General features: G+C 32.2%; 21 protein-coding genes, 1 tRNA gene and 2 pseudogenes. 17 read left to right on the forward strand and 7 right to left on the reverse strand.

The window, feature by feature from the left end; translation table 11 throughout:
• Window positions 1-19: 19 nt before the first annotated feature.
• From D1869_RS12155 to D1869_RS12190, 8 genes are read left to right on the forward strand one after another with little or no spacing between them, the layout of a single operon-like run.
• Complete coding sequence (locus D1869_RS12155; RefSeq protein ID WP_156015980.1) at window positions 20-1,198, forward strand: NADH-quinone oxidoreductase subunit D; 1,179 nt, start codon at window positions 20-22, stop codon at window positions 1,196-1,198.
• 2 nt (window positions 1,199-1,200) lie between these two features.
• Window positions 1,201-2,259 (forward strand): NADH-quinone oxidoreductase subunit NuoH, encoded by a 1,059-nt coding sequence (nuoH, locus tag D1869_RS12160; protein WP_156015981.1) that lies wholly within the window; start codon window positions 1,201-1,203, stop codon window positions 2,257-2,259.
• Window positions 2,247-2,750: an NADH-quinone oxidoreductase subunit NuoI gene (gene nuoI / locus D1869_RS12165; protein ID WP_052847026.1), complete on the forward strand. Its 504-nt coding sequence runs from the start codon at window positions 2,247-2,249 to the stop codon at window positions 2,748-2,750. Before nuoH ends, nuoI begins: the two co-directional genes overlap by 13 nt.
• Window positions 2,734-3,231, forward strand: coding sequence for an NADH-quinone oxidoreductase subunit J family protein (locus D1869_RS12170; protein WP_156015324.1), 498 nt, complete (start codon window positions 2,734-2,736; stop codon window positions 3,229-3,231). The genes nuoI and D1869_RS12170 overlap by 17 nt, the downstream gene beginning before the upstream one ends.
• 1 nt (window position 3,232) lies before the next feature.
• Window positions 3,233-3,517 carry an NADH-quinone oxidoreductase subunit K gene (locus tag D1869_RS12175; protein ID WP_010980303.1) on the forward strand — a complete coding sequence of 95 codons (285 nt, stop codon included), beginning with the start codon at window positions 3,233-3,235 and terminating at the stop codon, window positions 3,515-3,517.
• Between the two features lies 1 nt (window position 3,518).
• Complete coding sequence (locus D1869_RS12180) at window positions 3,519-6,935, forward strand: proton-conducting transporter transmembrane domain-containing protein (RefSeq protein WP_156015325.1); 3,417 nt, start codon at window positions 3,519-3,521, stop codon at window positions 6,933-6,935.
• Between the two features lie 3 nt (window positions 6,936-6,938).
• Entirely contained in the window at window positions 6,939-8,327 is a 1,389-nt protein-coding gene (nuoN, locus tag D1869_RS12185; RefSeq protein WP_156015326.1) for an NADH-quinone oxidoreductase subunit NuoN, read from the forward strand.
• Window positions 8,324-9,367, forward strand: coding sequence for an inositol-3-phosphate synthase (locus D1869_RS12190; RefSeq protein ID WP_156015327.1), 1,044 nt, complete (start codon window positions 8,324-8,326; stop codon window positions 9,365-9,367). Before nuoN ends, D1869_RS12190 begins: the two co-directional genes overlap by 4 nt.
• Window positions 9,368-9,387: 20 nt before the next feature.
• Here D1869_RS12190 and thiI read toward each other — a convergent pair whose 3' ends face one another.
• Both thiI and sepP read right to left on the reverse strand, forming a co-directional pair.
• Entirely contained in the window at window positions 9,388-10,494 is a 1,107-nt protein-coding gene (gene thiI, locus D1869_RS12195; RefSeq protein WP_156015328.1) for a tRNA uracil 4-sulfurtransferase ThiI, read from the reverse strand.
• A gap of 13 nt (window positions 10,495-10,507) precedes the next feature.
• On the reverse strand, window positions 10,508-11,119 hold the full coding sequence (gene sepP / locus D1869_RS12200) for an undecaprenyl-diphosphatase SepP (RefSeq protein ID WP_156015329.1): 612 nt from the start codon (window positions 11,117-11,119) through the stop codon (window positions 10,508-10,510).
• Window positions 11,120-11,322: 203 nt separating this feature from the next.
• Between sepP and D1869_RS12205 the strand changes: the two genes are divergently transcribed.
• The 3 genes and pseudogenes from D1869_RS12205 (at window position 11,323) to D1869_RS12210 (ending at window position 12,849) form a co-directional block, all read left to right on the forward strand.
• Window positions 11,323-11,892, forward strand: a complete 570-nt coding sequence (locus tag D1869_RS12205; RefSeq protein ID WP_156015330.1) for a GNAT family N-acetyltransferase — start codon at window positions 11,323-11,325, stop codon at window positions 11,890-11,892.
• A gap of 407 nt (window positions 11,893-12,299) precedes the next feature.
• Window positions 12,300-12,474: pseudogene (locus D1869_RS15860) on the forward strand (DUF1286 domain-containing protein); the annotation flags it as partial.
• 56 nt (window positions 12,475-12,530) lie between these two features.
• Window positions 12,531-12,849: pseudogene (locus D1869_RS12210) on the forward strand (type II toxin-antitoxin system RelE family toxin).
• A gap of 258 nt (window positions 12,850-13,107) precedes the next feature.
• Here the strand turns inward: D1869_RS12210 and D1869_RS12220 are convergent.
• The 3 genes from D1869_RS12220 to D1869_RS12230 all read right to left on the reverse strand — a co-directional run bounded on the left by D1869_RS12220 (window position 13,108) and on the right by D1869_RS12230 (window position 15,143).
• Window positions 13,108-13,335 carry a hypothetical protein gene (locus D1869_RS12220; RefSeq protein WP_156015331.1) on the reverse strand — a complete coding sequence of 76 codons (228 nt, stop codon included), beginning with the start codon at window positions 13,333-13,335 and terminating at the stop codon, window positions 13,108-13,110.
• Between the two features lie 935 nt (window positions 13,336-14,270).
• Window positions 14,271-14,346: transfer RNA gene (locus tag D1869_RS12225), tRNA-Asn, on the reverse strand.
• 188 nt (window positions 14,347-14,534) lie between these two features.
• Window positions 14,535-15,143 carry a hypothetical protein gene (locus D1869_RS12230; protein WP_156015332.1) on the reverse strand — a complete coding sequence of 203 codons (609 nt, stop codon included), beginning with the start codon at window positions 15,141-15,143 and terminating at the stop codon, window positions 14,535-14,537.
• An 85-nt stretch (window positions 15,144-15,228) separates the two neighbouring features.
• Here D1869_RS12230 and D1869_RS12235 point away from each other — a divergent pair, with 85 nt between their 5' ends.
• Entirely contained in the window at window positions 15,229-15,654 is a 426-nt protein-coding gene (locus tag D1869_RS12235) for a winged helix-turn-helix domain-containing protein (protein WP_010980316.1), read from the forward strand.
• A 30-nt stretch (window positions 15,655-15,684) separates the two neighbouring features.
• Complete coding sequence (locus D1869_RS12240) at window positions 15,685-16,053, forward strand: hypothetical protein (protein WP_010980317.1); 369 nt, start codon at window positions 15,685-15,687, stop codon at window positions 16,051-16,053.
• Between the two features lie 44 nt (window positions 16,054-16,097).
• Here D1869_RS12240 and D1869_RS12245 read toward each other — a convergent pair whose 3' ends face one another.
• Window positions 16,098-16,955: a dihydrodipicolinate synthase family protein gene (locus tag D1869_RS12245; RefSeq protein ID WP_156015333.1), complete on the reverse strand. Its 858-nt coding sequence runs from the start codon at window positions 16,953-16,955 to the stop codon at window positions 16,098-16,100.
• A 44-nt stretch (window positions 16,956-16,999) separates the two neighbouring features.
• Between D1869_RS12245 and D1869_RS12250 the strand changes: the two genes are divergently transcribed.
• Both D1869_RS12250 and D1869_RS12255 read left to right on the forward strand, forming a co-directional pair.
• Window positions 17,000-17,395, forward strand: coding sequence for a metal-dependent transcriptional regulator (locus tag D1869_RS12250; RefSeq protein ID WP_052846750.1), 396 nt, complete (start codon window positions 17,000-17,002; stop codon window positions 17,393-17,395).
• A gap of 55 nt (window positions 17,396-17,450) precedes the next feature.
• Window positions 17,451-18,296 (forward strand): sulfite exporter TauE/SafE family protein, encoded by an 846-nt coding sequence (locus D1869_RS12255; protein ID WP_156015334.1) that lies wholly within the window; start codon window positions 17,451-17,453, stop codon window positions 18,294-18,296.
• Here the strand turns inward: D1869_RS12255 and D1869_RS12260 are convergent.
• A complete protein-coding gene (locus D1869_RS12260; protein WP_156015335.1) occupies window positions 18,285-18,581 on the reverse strand; it encodes a hypothetical protein in 297 nt (98 codons plus the stop codon). The two genes, D1869_RS12255 and D1869_RS12260, sit on opposite strands and share 12 nt — an antisense overlap.
• Window positions 18,582-18,736: 155 nt before the next feature.
• Here D1869_RS12260 and udg point away from each other — a divergent pair, with 155 nt between their 5' ends.
• Together udg and D1869_RS12270 are read left to right on the forward strand one after the other, a co-directional pair.
• Window positions 18,737-19,399 carry a type-4 uracil-DNA glycosylase gene (udg, locus tag D1869_RS12265; RefSeq protein ID WP_156015336.1) on the forward strand — a complete coding sequence of 221 codons (663 nt, stop codon included), beginning with the start codon at window positions 18,737-18,739 and terminating at the stop codon, window positions 19,397-19,399.
• Window positions 19,350-20,129, forward strand: a complete 780-nt coding sequence (locus tag D1869_RS12270) for an SDR family oxidoreductase (protein ID WP_156015982.1) — start codon at window positions 19,350-19,352, stop codon at window positions 20,127-20,129. The genes udg and D1869_RS12270 overlap by 50 nt, the downstream gene beginning before the upstream one ends.
• Window positions 20,130-20,164: the final 35 nt, after the last annotated feature.

Below are 20,164 nucleotides of genomic sequence, written 5' to 3' on the forward strand. Positions count from 1 at the left end.
CGCATTATATCCATCTGGAATGGAAGTTGATATTGTTCCGGTAGAGGGAGAACTTAATGTAGGTCCTCAGCATCCTGGCTCTGGACATATGAGAATTTATGTTAAACTTAATGGTGATATTATTGTTGATGCCGACTTAGATGTTGGTTATGTTCATAGGTCTGTTGAAAAACTAAGTGAAGTAAGAAATTATATGCATTTAATACCTTTAGTAGAAAGACCTGCGATCTTAGATTCTATACATATGAACTTAGGATATATTATGGCTGTTGAAAAAATTTTAGGAGTTGACGTGCCAGAAAGAGCACAATACTTACGCACATTAGCAGCTGAGATTAATAGAATTGCAAGCCACTTATATGGTACTGGTATATTAGCAATATTTTTAGGTCACTCAACTGGTTTTATGTGGGGTTTTGGAGATAGAGAAGTATGGGTGGAAATACTTCAAGCACTAACTGGTGCAAGGGTTACAAATTCTTACATTATTCCAGGCGGAGTTAGAAGAGATCTTACACCAGCTATTAAAGAAATGATAGAAAAGGCAATTGCTTATCAAAGGAAAAAAGTACAAGATTGGTATAAAATTTTTGTGAAGAATCCAAATATAAGGGATAGATTAGAAAATGTTGGTGTTATGACTAGAGAGAATGCAATTAAATGGGGAGCAGTAGGACCTAACTTAAGAGCCTCTGGGGTGTATTATGATGTTAGAAAAATAGAGCCTTATGCTGCTTATGATAAGGTGGATTTTGAGATACCAGTGTATAAAGAAGGAGATGCCTATGCTAGATTATTAGTTAGATTTGAAGAAATAGAACAAAGTATGAGAATTTTAGAACAAGTAATAAAGAATATTCCAGAGGGTAATATATTAAGCGACAGATTCTTTAAACAAATTCCTCCGACTAGATTAAAGAAATGGTGGGAAGGACAAAGAAGAGTTGTATTTCCAGGTTATTATGCCTCATTCAGACCTCCAAGGGGAGAAGCAATTTCTAGGGTTGAGGCTGCTAGAGGAGAACTAGTTTATTATGTAGTTAGTGATGGTTCTCCTCATCCATATAGGTTAAGAATGATTACCCCTTCATATCGTTTAATATATGTTTTTAAGGAATTAGCTAAGGGAGCACGTTATGCTGATCTAGTTGCAATATATGGTAGTTTAGATTATTTCCCTCCGGAGGCTGATAGATAATGGTGGATGTACTTTCAGCTATTAGATACTATTTCTTTTATCCATCTTTTTTTGCAGTAATTATATTTCCCGGATTAATATTTACTACAATAATATTATTACTTACAATATGGTTTGAGAGGAAAGCTGCTGCCAGAGTTCAGATGAGATATGGCCCTCTATATGTATCGAAAAGGACTGGTGGTATTACACAGTTGATAGCTGATGCTATAAGGTTGGTATTCTCAGAAATAATTATCCCAACTGGAGTAAATCCTACGCTTTATGTTTTAGCTCCAATATTTCCTATAACATTCAGTTTTATACCAATGGCTCTTATACCATTTTCTGCAATACCCCAAGGTGGTTCAGTATTATCACCATACTTCCATTTCTTCTATGACCCTAACATAAATAGTGGAATCTTTGTAGGCTACTTCTTGCCGTATAATATGATTTTAATTTTAGGATTATCTTCTGTTGTTCCAGTATTTATATTGCTTCAAGCATGGGCTACTAATAACAGATTCGCTATTGTAGGTGCAGTTAGGGAAGCCTTATTGTCCGTGTCATATGATGTTCTTTTAGTAATGTCAGTTGTTGCAATTGCAATAGAATATCATACGTTAGATATTGCTAAGGTTGTAGAATCTGGAATACCTGGCATCGTTGCTAATCCTCTAGCTGCTATCGTTTTTCTAGTCGGTATGCTAATGGGAACTGGAAGATTTCCGTTTGAGATTGTTGAGGCTGAGAGCGAATTAGTTGTAGGTCCTTCAACAGAGTATAGTGGCTTTTTATTCGTTTTAGCGATGGGAGGAAGCTATATTTCGACTTTTGCATTATCATTTGTTTTCTCTGATCTCTTCTTGGGCGGATGGCTTCCGTTAAATGGTTTACCAGGGGCTCTAATAAATGCAATAAAGGCTATAATTGTTTTATGGTTTACTGTATTTTTAAGAAGTGTTTATGGCAGATATAGGATTGATCAAGCCTTAAGGGGTTCTTGGAAATATTTACTTCCCGTAGCTTTTGCCTCTTTAGTTTTAGGTTTGGTGGTGGGATGGTTATGGATAAAGTAAAAGAATATAAAAAAGAAAAAAATCCGTTTAGATTATTTGTAGATCATTTAAATGCAGTAGGAACTGGAATAAAGTACATGATACAACCTCAAAGGATAACATTAAAATATCCAGAAGAATCGCTAACATTACCAACTGGTTATAGAGGAATGATAAGGTTATACAAAGATATTTGTATAGGGTGTACTTTATGTGCATTAATTTGCCCAGCAGACGCAATGAAAATGGTAACTGAGGGAGGAAAGAAGTTTCCCTCAATTAACTATGGTAGATGTGTATTCTGTGGTTTTTGTGTTGATGTCTGTCCAGTTGACGCCTTAAAGGAGACTAGGGTTCATGATGCTGTATTTACCAATAGGAGAGATTTAGTATTTAGACCAGATAGGTTTGATCAAGATTTTGATCAACCGATACCTTCTCAAGGTATAGTGAAAAAAGTTAGAGCTGTTGTTGACGAAAAGAAGGGGATCAAATATGTCCCTGATGAGTGATTTTCAAGTTTCATTTTTTGTATTTTTTGGAATAATAAGTATTGCTTCTGCACTGTTTATAACTAGGCAAAAGAATGTATTTTATGCAGCGATAGGTCTAGTATTTTTAGGAATATCCGTTGCTGCTATGATAGCGTTAATTAATTTTGCTTACTCGTTTTATTCAGCATTTCATATTTTACTCTATGTTGGTTCAACTGTAGTGTTTTTAGCAATTTCTCTAGTAATGTTTAGAGGGTTAAATGTTAAAGAGGTTAAGATAAGTTGGGCTCCTATAATAGCGTTGCTTGTTGGTGTTTTCGTATTTATTGATATATTTGCTACTTTCTCTAGTATAACACCAGTTTCAACATTAGAGATCTTTAGTTTACAAACTTTAGCTAATGAAATTTTACAAAACTATTGGTTCCCAGCACTTATCCTAATAATAGCACTTTTAACAACTATGATTGAGGCTATATCTCTCGCACGGAGGGATTAATATGATTCTTCCTTACTTTGGTTTGGTTATAGGTATAATTCTTGGAAGTATAGGAGTATATGGATTACTAAATAGTAAAAATATAGTAAGAATACTTCTGTCATCAGAAATTATATTTAATTCTTCAATACTACTTGTTTTTTCGGCTTCTGCAATACTAGGTAGAGTTTATCTTCCTATTGTTTTTTCTATTTTTGCTGTTAGTATGGGATTAGTCGAAGTTGTAGTTGCTTTTGCAGCTATAATTCTTTATTATAGGAATAAAAATTCTCTAGAGGTGGAATAAGATGATATCACTATTTGTTTTCGTTATATCTTTTATTGTTGCATCAATAATATTTTTTATAAAAGATAAAAGAATATCTGGGATACTCTCTTTCTTGTCTATAGTAATTAATGTCTATTTCTTATTTAGATATGGTTTATTTTATGAGTTTTATGTTACTAATTATGTAGGTAATTTTGGGTTCACGGTTAATGACTTAAACTATCCTCTTATAATCACAATTTTAGTCGTCACTTTAGTTACTGTTTACTACTCTCAAAGATATATGGAGAAAAGATTTCATGAACTAGGTTATGGCAATTGGGGATTATATTATGCGTTATATTCACTTTTCGCAATCTCAATGTTTTATGTAGTAATTTCGATTAACTTATTAGAACTCTATATATTCCTAGAAATATCTCTAATTACATCATTTCTCTTAATTTTACTTTATGGATATGGAGATAGAAGAAGGATAAGCTTATTATACTTTATATGGACTCATGTAGGTACTATTTTAACCTTAGCCTCAATAGTTATTTTAGGTTTAGTCAGCGGAAAAATGGATATTTACAGTAGTTTTGGTCAACTATATAATTATTCCACTATAGCTTATGCTCCCTTGATTTTTATAGCTGGAGTAATAGGTATGTTTATTAAAGGTGCTCAAGCGGGGTTTAATATTTGGCTTCCTTATGCACATGGCGAGGCACCCACACCAATTTCTATACTCTTAAGTCCTAACATGGTAGGATTAGGCATATTTGTAGTCATAATCTATTATTACTTGTTTCCATCATTTTCATTCTTAGCTCCTATATTCATAGCTTGGGCAATAATAACTATGATATATGGAGGTATCAATGCTCTTGCCCAAAGGGATTTCAAAAGGTTTTTAGCATATTCTAGCGTGTCACAGATGGGTTATATGTTACTGGGTGCTTCAATCTCCTTTTTCATAGGGTTAAAATCTTCAGTTTTGACATTACCCCTTGGAATAATAGCTTCAGTCTTAATTTATGCATCTCACGGTTTTGGGAAAGCATTACTCTTCATGAGTGCTGGAGCAGCTATAACTGAACTGGAAGAGAGGGATATAGAAAGATTAGGTGGACTTTATCTGGTTTCTCCATTACACACCACATTGTCATTTATAGGTATTCTTAATATTTTAGGACTACCGCCAACAGTAGGTTTAGTTAGTGAAGTTTTATTATTAATGTCTGCGGGGCAATTAGTGCCATTAATTGGTGAAGGTTTCTTTGTGCTTCTTGTTGCACTACTGATGATAGCAATAGGAATGTCTTCGGGTTATGCTACTTATTTATTTAAGAAGGTTTATTCAAACATCAAAGAAAGAAAACAAAGTTTAGACAATGCCTATGAGTACTCAATTCCAATGATAATAACAGCGATAGTTAGTGTTATATTCTTCTTCTTCCCAGAATTTATGGCTCATTCATTAAGTAATTTTATTCAAACTTTTTCTGCTAATTCTTTAAATCTTTTCCTTATAGTATTCCTACCAGCTATAGGGTCTTTAATAGCACTTATTGTTCCAATGAATCAAGATACTAGAGGAGGTATAGTTACAGCGTTAATAGGTATATCAATGATTTTAGCCATTATTAACTTAATAAACTCTGTTCATTCACCATTATTTGTTCCACAAAGTATTACCACAATATTTAGCTACTTTACATTTAGCTCTTCACTTTTACAAGCACTTTTAGGTGTTTTTGTATCCTCACTAGCTTTCTTCATTTCAATGTATAGTATAGGTTATATGAAAGAGGATAGTGTTTTAAGGAGATATTGGGGATTTTTCGGTTTCTTTGTTTCTTCAATGTTGGCTGTAATATATGCAGATAATGTGTTACTATTCCTAGCTGGTTGGGAGGGAACCAGTCTTGCATCCTATGGCCTAATTAGCTATTGGCTAGATGACAATGAGAGGAATGTTGTAGGTGACTTTGGTAGAAAAGTGTTCGGGATAGAATACTTATCAAGACCTACAACTAGCGGAATAAGGGCAATGATATTTACTAGAATTGGAGATGTAGGCTTAATAGTAGGTTTGGGTTACTTAATGTATTTGACTACTTTGTCAGACTATTCTGGTATAACTACTATCTATAGTGGTTTATTTTCAGTCTTACACTTAATATATAATCTTCCTTATGGTTGGGTAATTTTACTCTTAATGTTCTTAGGAGGTCTAGGTAAAAGTGCTCAATTCCCATTAACTCAGTGGTTATTAACAGCCATGACTGGTCCCACACCTGTTAGTGCCCTAATACATGCAGCAACAATGGTTAATCTGGGTGCGATTTTAACATTCTTTGTATACCCCTTCTTAGTTTATCCAAATCCTCAAACAACACTATTTATGAGTATTATGGTAGGAATCTCAATGTTTACTGCAATCTATACAAGTACATCTGCATTGGCTTCAAATGAACAAAAATTAATTTTAGCTTATTCCACAGCCGATCAGATTTCACTAATGATTTTATCGTCTTCAATAGGAGGTTTACTTGCCTCATTAACTTCTAATCTTAACTATCTATATGCTGGAATCTTAATTGGTTTTATACAAATGTTAGCTCATGGAACATATAAAGCTTCATTATTCATGAATGCGGGTAGTTTAATTCATTTTACCGAAAATAGATATGTAGGAGTATTCAAAGGTTTGTATAGAAAATTAAAGACTGTATTTGTCCTTCAATTATTAGCTGCACTTAATCTTGCAAGTATACCACCATTGATAGGGTTCTGGGCACACGACTTAATTGGTGTTCTAGCTTCTAACACGTCATTATTCCCACTATATGTAATAACTGAGTTTTTAGGTGGTGTCTATATAATTCGTTATGTAATTAAAGCATTTTTATGGAAGAATGGTGAAGATGTGGAAGAAGAGAGTCATGTTCATCCACTGATGATTATATCTCCAGCAATATTAGTTATTACATCAATAATACTTGGTGCTGTATTTTTGACCTCTCTTGTCCCATTTTTCACAAGTATAGGTCTAAGTAGTTCATTCATATCCCTAGATTTACCATCAGTTCTGCTGGCTATTTTAGGTGTTATTATAGCATTAGCCTTGTATCTAAATGGTTTAGATCTAGGGAAATATGCTGGCCTAAGACCATTAGTTGACTTCTTATACTATGGTTGGTTTGTTAATCCAGCGTTTGACAAATTTGGGATTGCAGGATATAGGTTTGCTAAAGGTGTTTATGAAAAGTTTGAATATGGTGTTATTGATTTATCATTAAATATGCGATTACCTCAAGGACTCATAAGGGCAGGAAATAGTATTTTCAAGAAGACTGAAACAGGAATTTTGCGTGATTACATTTTTATGTATTTAATAGGCCTTGTAATTCTTGCTTTTATCATAATCTTTTTCATTATGGGGGTGTAAAATATGATACTTCAATATATTCCTATAGTTCTTCCTTCAATTTTAATAGTATTTTCATCTATAGCTGTCCTATATATTGATAATGGTACTAGAAGCAGATATATTATAGCAGTCGATTTATCTATTAGTACTCTGCTGGTTTCTTTTTTAACTCTAATAATTTTTTACGGGTTAGGATATTATGGCTACTCTCTATTTTCTTCTACTCTTTACTTATCTAATTTCGGATATTTCATTGCAGTATCGGCAATATTAGCTACAATAATAGTTATTTATGGAGGAATGGAAAGCTTAGAGCCTATTAAGACTAGATCCTCTTTCTTATCCTTAGCGATGTTAACAGATTTAGGCGTAATTTATTTAGGTTTCGCATATAATGTAATTACCATACTAGCATCGTGGGGTATAGCATCTGCCGCAACTTATGTAATTGCAATGATTAGGAAGGACTACTCTTCGACTATTGCTGGAGTAAAATACTTAATTATGGGGTTACTCTCAAGCTCTCTAATGGTTTTAGGTTTCGCATTCTTCATTTTAGGAATTGGTTCTCTATCATTAGATGCTACTATAAACTACCAAACTTTAGTAATACTAGGGATTATGCTTCTTTCAATAGCTTTCCTCTTTAAAGTAGGGGCTTTTCCATTTCAAGCATGGCTTCCAGATGTATACTCTATGTCAGACAGAATATCTGTAGCTTTTGTATCAAGTGTAGGTAAAATAGTAGGTATTGCACCTCTCTTTGATATAATCTATTTCTTAAAACCATCTGGTATAGTAGGATTCTCCATATTCGTAATTTTTGCTTTGATTACAGTAATGAGCCTAATATTTGGAAATATAGTAGCTTTCTCGAGGCAAGATTTTGCGTCAATGTTAGCATATAGTAGTATTACCCAAGTGGGGTTTATGCTAATTGCAATAACTATGCTACCTTATAATCCAACTGTTTCTACTAGTGGATTAATGGTTTATTTATTAGCTTACTCAATAGCTCAGGCCGGTTTATTTATTGCTCTATCTCATATAGAGAAAGTTAGCGGAACTAGTTATATTGAAGGTTTTAGAGGAATGAGTTCTAGTGATAAAGCCTTAGCATTTGCGCTTTCAATATTACTCCTAAGCTTATTAGGTATACCGCCAATATTAGGATTTTGGGCTAAATTATTTGTTCTAGAAGCATCATTCTCACAACCATGGTTAACTGTTATTGGGTTTTTGAATAGTGCTGTATCAGCTGGATACTATATACCGCCAATTAGAGAAATTTTTAGAGAAGGAGACTTTAGGAATGTAAATTCTACAGAAAGAGATGCAGCAATTATAGCATCAATTTTAAGTATAGCTTTGGGTATAGTAGCACCATTGATAGTAGGTGTTATATCTTGATTAAGGTTGCAATTTTTGGTGTAGGAAATGTTGCAAGTGCTCTTTTACAAGGTCTAGAATGGTTAAAGGAAGGAAAAAATTTACCAGGATTGTTAGATCTTAGTATTTCGCCTACGGAGATAGAAATTGTAAAGGCTTTCGATATAGATAAAAGAAAAGTAGGGAAAAAGATATCTGAAGCTATTTTTATGAAACCTAATGTAGTAAAAAAATATGTAGATGTAAAATTAGACATTATTGTTGAAAGAGGGCCAACATTAGATGGACTAGAAGGTTCATTATCTAACATTATCGAAGAATCTGAAGAGAAGCCTGTCGATGTTGAAAGTGAATTAAAAGATGTTGATGTTTCAATAAGTCTATTACCAGCTGGTACACAACAAGCCAACGAATATTATGCAAGTGCATCACTTAACGCTAATGTAGCTTTCATCAATGCAACACCTGCAGAAATAATTAATATATATGCTCCTAAATTTGCTGAGAAGAAAATACCAATATTTGGTGATGATTTGTTAAGTCAAATAGGTGGAACAATTTTACATACTGGTATTATAGAGTTTTTAAAAAGTAGAGGAGTGAAAGTAATAAGAACATATCAAATTGATATTTCAGGAAATACAGAGACTTATGTTACACTAGAAGAATGGAGAAAAGATTTGAAAAAAGGAATTAAATCAAATTTTATTTCATCTCATGCTGATGATGCTCAAGTAATTGCAGGTACTTCAGATTATGTAGAATTTTTAGGAGATAGAAGAGTAAGTTACATGAGTATTGAAGGGATATACTCATTTGGTGTTCCATTTAAACTAGATATTTCGTTTAAAACAGAAGATGCTCCTAACGCTGTAGTACCTTTAATAGATTTAATAAGATTAGCTAAAATAGCTAAAGATAATGGAATTGGCGGCGCAATACCACAGATCTGTGGATACTACTTCAAGAGACCGCCAAAAATTTATTCTTCGTTAGAAGAAGCTAAACATGAGTTACTTAATTTTGTTAAGATGATGACTGAACCCCGGCTAGATCGATGATATAGCCGTGTGAGAACTGATTAGACTTCAACAACTTCTGCTTCATCAATAAGTTTTTCATATTCAATGTTTACTTGTTTTTCACTCTCTAATACTTCCTCTAGATTTGCACTTGTTGTTGACTTACTTGATATTGCACAATATTCTGGTAACTTTGATGAGTACTCGTAAGTGCCCACTTTACGTGATAATTCTATGATTTCTTCTTTATCAAATCCTATAAGCGGTCTAAAGATTGGAATATTAATACCGTACTCTGTAACAAATAAGTTTTTCATAGTTTGAGAAGAAACTTGTGATAATGACTCACCAGTAGTTACTGAATAAGCATTTATCTTCTTAGCAAGCAATTCTGCAGTCTTATACATTATGCGCTTTAGTACAACTACCCTAATATATCTTTTTACATCAGCTAATGCAGAAAGAACCTTAATTCCGTTAACGAAATAAACCTTAATTTTATGGCCACTATTCCACTCAGACAAGATCTTTACTTCATCTAACACTATCTTCTTGTGTACTTCTCCGCCTAGTTTAAAATTAAGCAAAGTTACTGATGAACCCCTTTTCATCATCATCCATGTAGCTATTGGAGAATCAAAACCCCCTGAAAACAACACAATAGTTCTACCAGTAGTTCCTATGGGTAATCCTCTGGCCCCTTCATACACTTTATCATAAACATAAGCATAATCTTGCCTAATATCTACATGGATTTCTATTTCTGGGTTTTCAAGATCAACTCCAGAAGAATAGGGATAAAGACTGCTTCCAATAACTTTTGCTGCATCTAAACTGGTAAAATTATGTTTACCTACCCTTCTAACCCTTATAGCAAATTTCTTTCCTTTTACCTTTTCAGCATACTTATTCTTTACAAAATCTACTATATCTTGTAACTTTGAAAATGAAATTACATCAGCAGGAGAAAATGATGCTATGCCAAATACTTTACTTAACTTACTGAAATCTCCCTTAGTATTTAAAATAATATAACCTTGATCAATACTAACTTCTTCTACATCTATAACATTCTTAATATTATTTATAAGTGCGTGTTCAAAGTTTTTCCTTGATCGTGGAGATTTTATACCTATTTCTCCAGCTAGCCTAACAATAATTATCATTAATTATATCATCTCATGAAACTTTAAATAGCTTCTCTATAGGCCTAAGTATTCCCTTACTCTCCATATCAACGGTAAAATAAGCTATCCAGGAACCTAAGAGCCAACCACCTAGAATATCAATAGGCCAATGAACACCAACATAAACCCTAGAATAAGATACTATCAAAGCTTCAATGAAAAAGGGAATCCATAACCATCTAGGAGAAGTTTTATATAATACCATAGCACCATCACCTACAATTAAAGCGTGACCAGAAGGATAACTATAATCATGTGGAGGCGGAACTAAAAGGTCAGCATGTATATAATAGAAAGGCCTTAATTGAGCCATAATTATTTTGCTAGCTTCACCTAAGATAATAGCTAAAATAAAGGAGGCAGCAAGTGTTATAGCAATTCTTCTAGTCCTTTTAAATATTAAAAGAATAGCAGTTAAAGGAATCCACACATATTCTCTTCCATACTTAGAAAAAAATACAAAGAAGGAATTCAGTAAAGCTATTTGGTGGTAATTAATTATCTTAAAAAGTAAAACATTTAGGGGAAAATTATACTCTCCAACAATTTTTAAATAAATTGAGAGAATAATAAAAATAAATAAAAGGAACCAATATTTACGCATACTAAATAAGCTGAGAAAAAAGATTATAAAATTATTACTAAGGCTAACTAGCAATAGATATTATGTGATTTTAGCATATCGTTTTAGCTTATTAAGGTTATTACGATTCGCTTCTATATTGAAATAGTAATAAATTATATGAAATTTTTATATTAATCATTTAGGAATATAAAAATAAAATATTAAAAGCTATAATTAATCTTATGCTGATAGAAGGAAAGAATATAAAAGTTATTAAAGCGGGAGAAGAATATGCAGAGAAATTTTTTGAATATTTGCAGATTTTAAAGGATGACCCCGACAACTATACTATAATAAGATATGAGGACGTAAAGTTAGAAAACGTAAAGAAGATAAAATGGAATGACAATCCAATGTTCCTAGCAGTTGCGGAGGAGAAAGTTATTGGTTCGGTTCAGTTAATAAGGGGAAAATACTTTGGGTTAAACAAACAACCTCATGTTGCTGAAATTGCTTATTCTGTAGCTAAAGAATTTAGAGGTAAGGGATTGATTTACGCACTAATATATAAAGCTCTTAAAGAAATGCATGAAATTAAGATTATAACTGCCTGGGTAGATGAGAGGAATTTAAGATCTCAGAAAGTATTGGAGAAGTTAGGCGCTAAATTATTATGCAAAATAAATAACTTTATGTATTCTTTAAGGGAGGGAATTTATGTTAATATGCTGTTTTATTCAGGAAATGTGGAAGAAATAACGAAAAGAGCTAAAGAAGAGGCAAAGAGAAAAGGTGTTAGAGAATTTTTATGAAATTATTTATATAAAAACTTGAGTTTTTATATATTTGAGGAATTTTGCCTTTCTCTTTTGACTTCACAACTAAGTATTTTAATAGTGCTGTGGCAATGTTCAATGTGTAATTATTGTGAATACCTAAATAAAGTAAAAAGTTATAAAACGCATTTGCTTAGAATTAAATTCACTTAATTACTAAGAGTATGATAATATAAAATCAGTTTATTAAATATAACTGCAAATAATCTATTAATTTTCGATAATCAAGGATAAGAGAGAACTTTTCTAGTAAAGAGTTCTTACATTGTATAATCTAGATGTAATCTCACTAAGTATTATTATGCAAGTTAGGTTATGTAATACTTGTATTTTATATGAAAATTTTATTAATAAAGTAAATTACATTAATTACGCATTGGACGCTCTCAGATATGTTTACTGAAGCTGGGGTTTATGTGAAGAAAAAATGGGAAATGGAGGAGGTTTGCCTTAGCCCACTATAAGTATGATAACCCCGCAGTAAATGGTTTAGCAATCTTTGCCGGTTTCATACTCCTATTAATTGCATATTATATTACTTATCCAGATTATTTCTAATGAAATATTAAACGAAAATAGAAGGATTTTTAGATGTATTTTCTTCTTACCTTATTGTGGTTTGTGATAAGTGGGAATTAGAGTTCATGTTTAGGAAGAGGGTAAATCACCTTGAGGAGTTATCAGAGTTTTTTAGCTAAGGAATTTCCTCATGAAGAGGTAGTAATGTTGATCTTTGATAAGCTGTATTTGCTTAGGCAGGACACTAAGAAATATGCTAGGGAGAAATTAAAGAATCAAACCGATAAGGATGGAAGGCCTTTATTCTCAGTAGAAGTAACTGGAGATATAAGAATAATTTATAGTTTTGACTCTAAAGATTGTACAGTTTTTATTTGGAAGATTGGGAAGGATAAGAAGGCTTACCGTTTCTAGCCCTTAACTTTCTTAAGCGTTAACTCCTTTAACTTCTCTAACTCCTCATCACTTTCAATTGTTACGTAATAATATTCCCCATCTTTTCCACTCTTCATAATTATATGTTTGTTACAAGCATTAAAAAGGATATGGTAATTATTCTCATTGAATTTTGAAAAATTGGATTGAATATATTAAATATGCATATATGGGATCCGATAGGGAAAATGATGCGTGAAATAAATTCAGTTTAATTCGTAATTTACTGAGAAAATTCTATTTAACCTTCTTTTCTAACTCCTCAACCCTTCTCTTTAACTCCTGGACCTCCTTAATCACCTCCTCCAAGCTCATTTTATTTCCTTCCTTTTCCTTCATGTAGCACTCAAAAGCATCTTTCAATACTTCATAAACGCTTACTTTCCTCTTCTCAGCTTCATCAACTATCTTCTTCCATAACTCGTCATCGGGGAAGTAAATCGATTTGTAACCGGGTCTAGGCATTTTTACCTCAATATACTTTTTTATTGTACTTTAATATAAAAACTTTATTGTACCACAAAGTACCACAAAATTTAAATATCTGAAAGTACAATATGGTACATGGCGGGGTCAAATAGTGATAAATGGAGCGAGAACTGATCTAATAATGAACCAGTTACGAGCTGACCCTGCCTTATACTTCTTTGTACTTTATGACAGCTTCCCCTACTCTTAAACCAGTCTCTGCTAAATTAAAAAGCGGGCTTTAGCTCTTAAGTCATCGATATTTTTGAAAAATCTTCTTTAGTGTATCTAATGATAAAGGAGGAGGCTTATAATTAGACGTCCTTTTAGGCAATTTGAAGGAATCATATAATTCTTTTGCTACTCTGGGATTTTTCGGTTATTTCCTTAATAAATAGTTTGAGAGTCATTGCATAGTGCCTAGTTTAAATTCTCACTTTGTAGGTCCAACATATATTCCTTAATCCTTTCTGGAGTAGAGTTTACGTAAAATCCTAACGATAAGATAATTTTTAAATACACCAGCTTAAATAATGAATACTGTTACTATAAAAACTATAGAACTTATCCTATTTACTAAAATTAGATATAAGTATTAGAAAATTATTTGTAAGAAAAATCTTGCGCAACTATTTTCCAATAAATGCTATTCGTGAACTTCAGCTAACTCTATGCAACCCTTTTTAACCATGTGAAATTAATTTAATATTTCCTGTTTTTCCTAATAAAAATATATTTAATTATACTCTATATCATAAAATATATGTGGTTTTATTTGAATGATACTGGTTTTTGTTCAATTTTGATTAATGTTATTATTTATCTCAGAAAAAAGAGATTCCCATACTGAAGTAGTGTGTATTATATTATTGCATATTTACCCTTTGCTGTTGTGTTAACGTAATGTTATATAAAAGGAGAAGAACGTAAAATGGCGCCGCGGGCAGGACTCGAACCTGCGACCACCGGGTTAACAGCCCGGCGCTCTGCCAGCTGAGCTACCGCGGCACATATATATAAATCATTTTATCTTTTATGATTTTCGTTTGTTAATGAGAGTAGATTCAGTTTAGTATTTAGGTACTTCTTGTTTGTTATATTTTATTCTCCTTCTGATAATTTTTACTCTTTTCATGAAACTACAATGGGCTCTTTTCATTTAAGTATAAAGAGGGAAGATAGCTACTGAGGGTAGTTTAATTAATTAATACTATAACATATTGTATTTCAAAGAACTTTGTATCCCAAATAGGGAGTAAAATAAGTGTACCAGATTTAACGTTTCCTACATGTGCTGTCACGTTATATAATATAAACCCATTTAATGATTGGTTAAGTTGAGTTACGCTAAAGTTATATAAATAACCACTTATCTGGTCTGTATAAATTGAATCGTTATATAGTTTATAATATGATATGTTAAAATAGAGTTTAAATGATATAGTAGAGTTAGGTGATGCAACTATGAAATTTGGTTGGATAAAGAATACGTTTTTTTCTTGTGATAATGGTGATATAAATTCTTGTGCTTGCGTACTACCGTAAGAAATATTATATCGAGTTATTGTACCATTCAATCCAGCTAACATTGCACTTATAGACTTAGAATAACTAACATTGCTTAATACATATACAGGTGGTATTTTATTATTTTCAGTTTCTCCATTATTCTTTTGTACTATGATTCTATTGGGAGAAGAGGTTCCGTAATAACCATAGTAATATGAGGTAGCATAAAGCACGATAAATGCTATCACTAGAGAAAATAGTACGCCGGCTATAGCGGCTACTAATAATTTATTCATATGTTAGTTTTATGTTTGAAATACTTTAAATAACTATTCCAATCATCAAGGAAAATTTTATTTTAGGATAATATGACATAAATATATGGAATTAGAGTTATCACCGCCAACTAAAAGAGTTTATTATTATTTGTTAAAGAAGAAGGAGGCTACTTTGAGGCAAATCCAAGAAGATCTAGGTTTTGCTTCAGTAAGTGCAGTTAGATATCACATAAAGAAGCTCTTAGAATACGGTTTAGTTAAAGAGACATTAGATGGGAAATACACTATTAATAAAATAATCTTAGACGATGATTATATAGTAATTTTCAATAATATTTTACCCAAAAGTATATTCTTTGCCTCATTCTTCTTAACCTCTACTATTCTTCTTATTCTTCTTATGTTTTCTCACCCCTTCGCTATGGAAATATTTGCTTCTCTAATTAGTTTTATGGCTAGTGGTGTATTTCTTTTAGATGCTATTAAGAGATATCTTAGATTCGAAAGGACCATAAAGAGTGGGGAATAATTTTATTAATTTTAAAAATAATTAAATATTATGTCTCAGCAATTTAATCCAATCGAAGTAGCAAAACTTCCCTATACAAAAAGAAATGAAATATTAAATTCAACTTTACAATTTTTGCTCTCATTAGATGAAAATACTATAGTCAAAACGCTGACAGATGTTCTTACTGTTTTAGCTTCAAAAGCTACTGATGAAGAGTATAAAAATTGGTGTGATAGCATGTTAAGGTTAGTTTCTATGTATGATGATAAGGTAATTAAGGCTATAGTAACACTAAGAATGAAAGCTGTAAGTAATTTACCAAAGAATTTAGCTGAGAGAGATAGTAAAATATTGAATGAGGTATTAAGTAATTTAGATCCTTCAGTTAAAGAAAAAATAATTAGAAATATTAAATAATCAGCCGGGGATATTCTACTCATCCATCATTACATCGACCTTCATCATAATCCTAATTCTTTTAGTATACCGTATATTAAAGAATTTCCATCAACGCTTTCTTGCAAAGGACTTCTAACTTTGCCGACATATATACCTCTATATTTTAGTCCATTTTTTAGTGTTGAGGGATAGTCTCCAATCAATATAGCTTTATTAATTTTTTCAATCATTTTTTGTATTTTTAAGGCCTCGGTTAAATTTCCATTCTTAAGAAGCTCGTATTCTTTAACGACTAACTCTGGTGCTATATTAGCTACTGCTGACACTAAACCGTCTCCACCAGCTAAATAGGATTCTAAAAATAATTCATCATTTCCGATAAGCAAGCTAAATTCTTTGTTTATCTCTTTTAAAGAAATAAGATTCTTAAAACTTACTAAATCATTTGTAGTATATTTCATCCCTTGTATTATTCCTTCTTCTACTAATTTTTCTATTGTATTTTCGGCTATCTGATAAGAATTTTGAGGATAATAATACATGTTTAATGGAATTCCTAGCCTAGATAGATCCTCGAAATACTTTACTATTCCTTTTTCTGATGGCTTATGATATAATGGTGGTAAGCTTGCTAGTTCTTCAAAGCCTAAATCTACTACAATCTTAGCTAATTTTAGTGCGTTATAAGTTGAGTTTTCAGTCACGTTAACTATTCCGTTCTTTGTAATATCTGCTAACTTCTTTAGAAATGCTGCTTTTTCCTCAAATGACAACATGTTAAACTCTCCTGTACTACCTAGAACAAAGAAATGTTCTATTCCATTTCGTTTCAAGAATTGTATGTATGTTTCTAGTGAATCTAGGTCTAGCTCTTCATTCTCTTTAAAAGGTGTGACTATGGCTGGAATAACTCCTTTCATTTGGTCACCTAGTTTTATATAGTTTTGTGGGAAATATTCTTATTGTGAAACTTTCAAGACGTGAGCTCTCATATTTATTATCAGTAAAGAAATATAATGATGAGGGGAAGCCAGCAAAATTATCGTGGATTTCAAAAGATCTAAATGTAAGTGTAGCTAGTGCTTATGAAGAGATTTCACATTTAGAGAGTAAAGGATTTCTAAAAAAATCTGATAAAGGTATATTCATAACTGATGAGGGGAAAAAAGCAATAGATTCCCTGCTGAGAGCTCATAGAGTTATCGAGACATTCTTAGTTAAAATTGGTTTATCTCCAGATCAAGCATGTAATTATACTAAGCAGTTTGATTACTCTGTACCGGACGAAGTTATAGAAAGAATTTATGAGTATCTTGGTAAGCCAGAAAAATGTCCACACGGTGAAAATATTCCCTATTAACAAGTTAATTTTGATTAAACAAAACTTTTTAAACTAAAAATAAAAAATATAACTCATGCTTGAGTTAACGGTTTTACAATACGTTTTGTCAATTATTGCTGGCTTTTTAGTTGGTTTCAGTCTAGGACTAATAGGTGGAGGAGGATCAATTTTAGCTATACCGCTTTTATTATATTTCGTTGGTTTAGCTTACCTACCTGGTGTTAGTAAAAACTATATTGATCATTTAGTGATAGGAACTACTGCTCTAGCTGTTGGTTTAAACGCATACATAAATGCTTTCATCCATTGGAAAAAAGGAAATGTTAGAATCTTAGAGGGTATTTTTTTCACTTTGCCAGGAATTTTAGGAACTTACGTCGGTGCCAGAGTTGGGTTAATAGTTCATGGGGGACTTTTACTATTTTTGTTCGGAATTCTAATGATAGTAATAGCTGTTATGGTTTTTAGAGGAAAAGATAGACCAGCTATTTCTAAAACTTATCCTAATGGAGAACCTACTAAAGGGCTTTTACAAAGAGTAAAATTGCAGAGAATTATTCCTATAGGATTCTTAGTTGGTTTCGCGTCTGGCTTTTTCGGTATAGGTGGAGGATTTTTAATTGTCCCTGGTTTACTATTTAGTACTGGAATATGTATGATAAAAGCTGTAGGGACTTCTTTAATTTCAGTAGGAACTTTTGGCGTTACTGGTGCTTTAACTTATGCAATAGCTGGTGAAATTGATCCAGTAATTAGCATCTTATATTTACTTGGCGGTATTGCCGGTGGATATATTGGTGCTAAGATAGCATCTAGCATGCCTAGAGGAATGTTGAGAAAAGTTTTTGCAATAATAATAATAGCTGTAGCCATCTATATAATGTATCAGAATTACTATGCGATTGTATCAATAATTTAGCATTTCCCTATATAGTTGATTTATTTTTTCTTCGATTTTTTTCTCTATTAATTGTAGTTTTTCCTTTGTTTTTATATAATCTTCATTTTTCACATACTTTTTAACTTCTTCTATATCATTTCTCAGCCCTTCGTCTTTGAAATTCCATAAACCAGACAATTCTTTATCTATCCAAGAGAAAATACTTCTTTCTTTTCTTTCATTAATGTGTAATATCACTTTTTCTATTGAAGTTTTTATTAAAATTAAATCTTGTAGCTGAAAATATTTTTTGTTTACAGACATTAAAGTTAATACTTACTTCAAGGATTAAAATATTAAATACCCCCACTCTCCTCCGGGATCTGAGCCTATGTGTATGCGATGAGGATCCTCAGCCGAGTGGGGGACAAATGATGATGCCGACATAGACTGAAGAATGAGGAGGGGTCGATTTACTGATGGATAGTTTAGAAAAAATAAAAGAGGAAGTTATTTCTTGTAAGAAGTGCAAATTATGGCAATTTAGAACCAATCCAGTACCTGGTGAAGGAAATCCAAAAGCCGAAATAATGTTTATAGGAGAAGCACCTGGAGAAAACGAAGATAAAGAAGGAAGACCATTTGTTGGTGCAGCCGGCAAATTACTTACTCAGTTGATTAAGGAAATTTTAGGATTGGAAAGGGATCAAGTATTTATTACAAACGTAGTGAAATGTAGACCACCAAATAATAGGGATCCAGAGGAAGATGAGATCACGGCTTGTTCTCCTTATCTAGATAGGCAGATTGATATTATCATGCCAAAAATCATAATAACTTTAGGAAGACATTCTACAAAATATATTTTTAATAAAATGGGCGAAAATTTTTCGTCCATAACAAAAGTTAGGGGTAAAAGCTATGTATGGAAATATAAGGGAAAAGAGATTATAGTTTTTCCAACTTATCATCCTGCTGCGGCACTTTACAATCCTAATCTAAGGAAAATTCTTGAGGAAGATTTTAAGAAGATAAGAGAGATAGCGATAACCCCAAAAAGGTATACAATTGATTATTTTCTTGGTGGTAAGAATAGATCTTGGGATAAAAGGGAAGAAAGTGATAGTAACAGCAGCAAGTAAAGGTATAGGTTTTGCAACAGCGAAAAGATTTTTAGAAGAAGGTGCAAAAGTTGTTATATCTTCTCATGACGAGAATAATCTAAGGAAAGCTTACGAAAGACTAAAGAATCTTGGTGAAGTAAATTATATAGTAGCAGACTTGACAAAACCATCTGATGTTGAGAACCTAATAAAGTCTGGTTACAATATTTTAGGCGGGCTGGATGTATTAGTTTATGTCACTGGAAGTCCAAAACCAGGAAATTTATTTGAGTTAACAAATGAAGATTGGATTAATGCTTTTTATCTTCTTTTAATGAGTGCTGTTATTGCAGTAAGGGAAGCTGGAAAATTAATGAAAAGTGGTGGTAGAATTATTCTATCTACATCAATGACATTAAAAGAACCTTTACCTAATTTGGACCTATCTAACGTAGTTAGGTTATCTTTAGCAGGATTAATTAAAGTTTCAGCTAGAGAATTAGGAGAAAAAGGAATTTTGGTTAACGGAGTAATGCCAGGCTGGACATTAACTGATAGGGTAGATCAACTGGTTAAGGATAGGGCTAAAAGGGAAGGTAGAAATGAGGAGGAAATAATAAGGGAGATTACCAGAGATGTTCCATTAAAGAGAATTGGAAAACCTGAAGAGGTAGCCAATGTTATTCTATTCTTAGCTTCTGAGCTTTCAACATACGTAAATGGCGTATTAATTCCAGTAGATGGAGGACTTATTAAGGCAACCCTTTAAAACTATTAGCACTAATAATACTTCCTTTTTTTCTC

It is taken from the genome of Sulfurisphaera ohwakuensis, assembly GCF_009729055.1.
GTDB classification, from domain to species: domain Archaea; phylum Thermoproteota; class Thermoprotei_A; order Sulfolobales; family Sulfolobaceae; genus Sulfurisphaera; species Sulfurisphaera ohwakuensis.

Bases quoted from the DNA above. Each gene is read 5' to 3' on its own strand.
- D1869_RS12155 (WP_156015980.1), top strand. From the start codon at position 20: ATGGAAGTTGATATTGTTCCGGTAGAGGGAGAACTTAATGTAGGTCCT.
- nuoI (WP_052847026.1), top strand. From the start codon at position 2,247: ATGGATAAAGTAAAAGAATATAAAAAAGAAAAAAATCCGTTTAGATTA.
- D1869_RS12170 (WP_156015324.1), top strand. From the start codon at position 2,734: ATGTCCCTGATGAGTGATTTTCAAGTTTCATTTTTTGTATTTTTTGGA.
- D1869_RS12175 (WP_010980303.1), top strand. From the start codon at position 3,233: ATGATTCTTCCTTACTTTGGTTTGGTTATAGGTATAATTCTTGGAAGT.
- D1869_RS12180 (WP_156015325.1), top strand. From the start codon at position 3,519: ATGATATCACTATTTGTTTTCGTTATATCTTTTATTGTTGCATCAATA.
- nuoN (WP_156015326.1), top strand. From the start codon at position 6,939: ATGATACTTCAATATATTCCTATAGTTCTTCCTTCAATTTTAATAGTA.
- thiI (WP_156015328.1), bottom strand. From the start codon at position 10,494: ATGATAATTATTGTTAGGCTAGCTGGAGAAATAGGTATAAAATCTCCA.
- sepP (WP_156015329.1), bottom strand. From the start codon at position 11,119: ATGCGTAAATATTGGTTCCTTTTATTTATTTTTATTATTCTCTCAATT.
- D1869_RS12205 (WP_156015330.1), top strand. From the start codon at position 11,323: ATGCTGATAGAAGGAAAGAATATAAAAGTTATTAAAGCGGGAGAAGAA.
- D1869_RS12220 (WP_156015331.1), bottom strand. From the start codon at position 13,335: ATGCCTAGACCCGGTTACAAATCGATTTACTTCCCCGATGACGAGTTA.
- D1869_RS12230 (WP_156015332.1), bottom strand. From the start codon at position 15,143: ATGAATAAATTATTAGTAGCCGCTATAGCCGGCGTACTATTTTCTCTA.
- D1869_RS12235 (WP_010980316.1), top strand. From the start codon at position 15,229: ATGGAATTAGAGTTATCACCGCCAACTAAAAGAGTTTATTATTATTTG.
- D1869_RS12240 (WP_010980317.1), top strand. From the start codon at position 15,685: ATGTCTCAGCAATTTAATCCAATCGAAGTAGCAAAACTTCCCTATACA.
- D1869_RS12245 (WP_156015333.1), bottom strand. From the start codon at position 16,955: ATGAAAGGAGTTATTCCAGCCATAGTCACACCTTTTAAAGAGAATGAA.
- D1869_RS12255 (WP_156015334.1), top strand. From the start codon at position 17,451: ATGCTTGAGTTAACGGTTTTACAATACGTTTTGTCAATTATTGCTGGC.
- D1869_RS12260 (WP_156015335.1), bottom strand. From the start codon at position 18,581: ATGTCTGTAAACAAAAAATATTTTCAGCTACAAGATTTAATTTTAATA.
- udg (WP_156015336.1), top strand. From the start codon at position 18,737: ATGGATAGTTTAGAAAAAATAAAAGAGGAAGTTATTTCTTGTAAGAAG.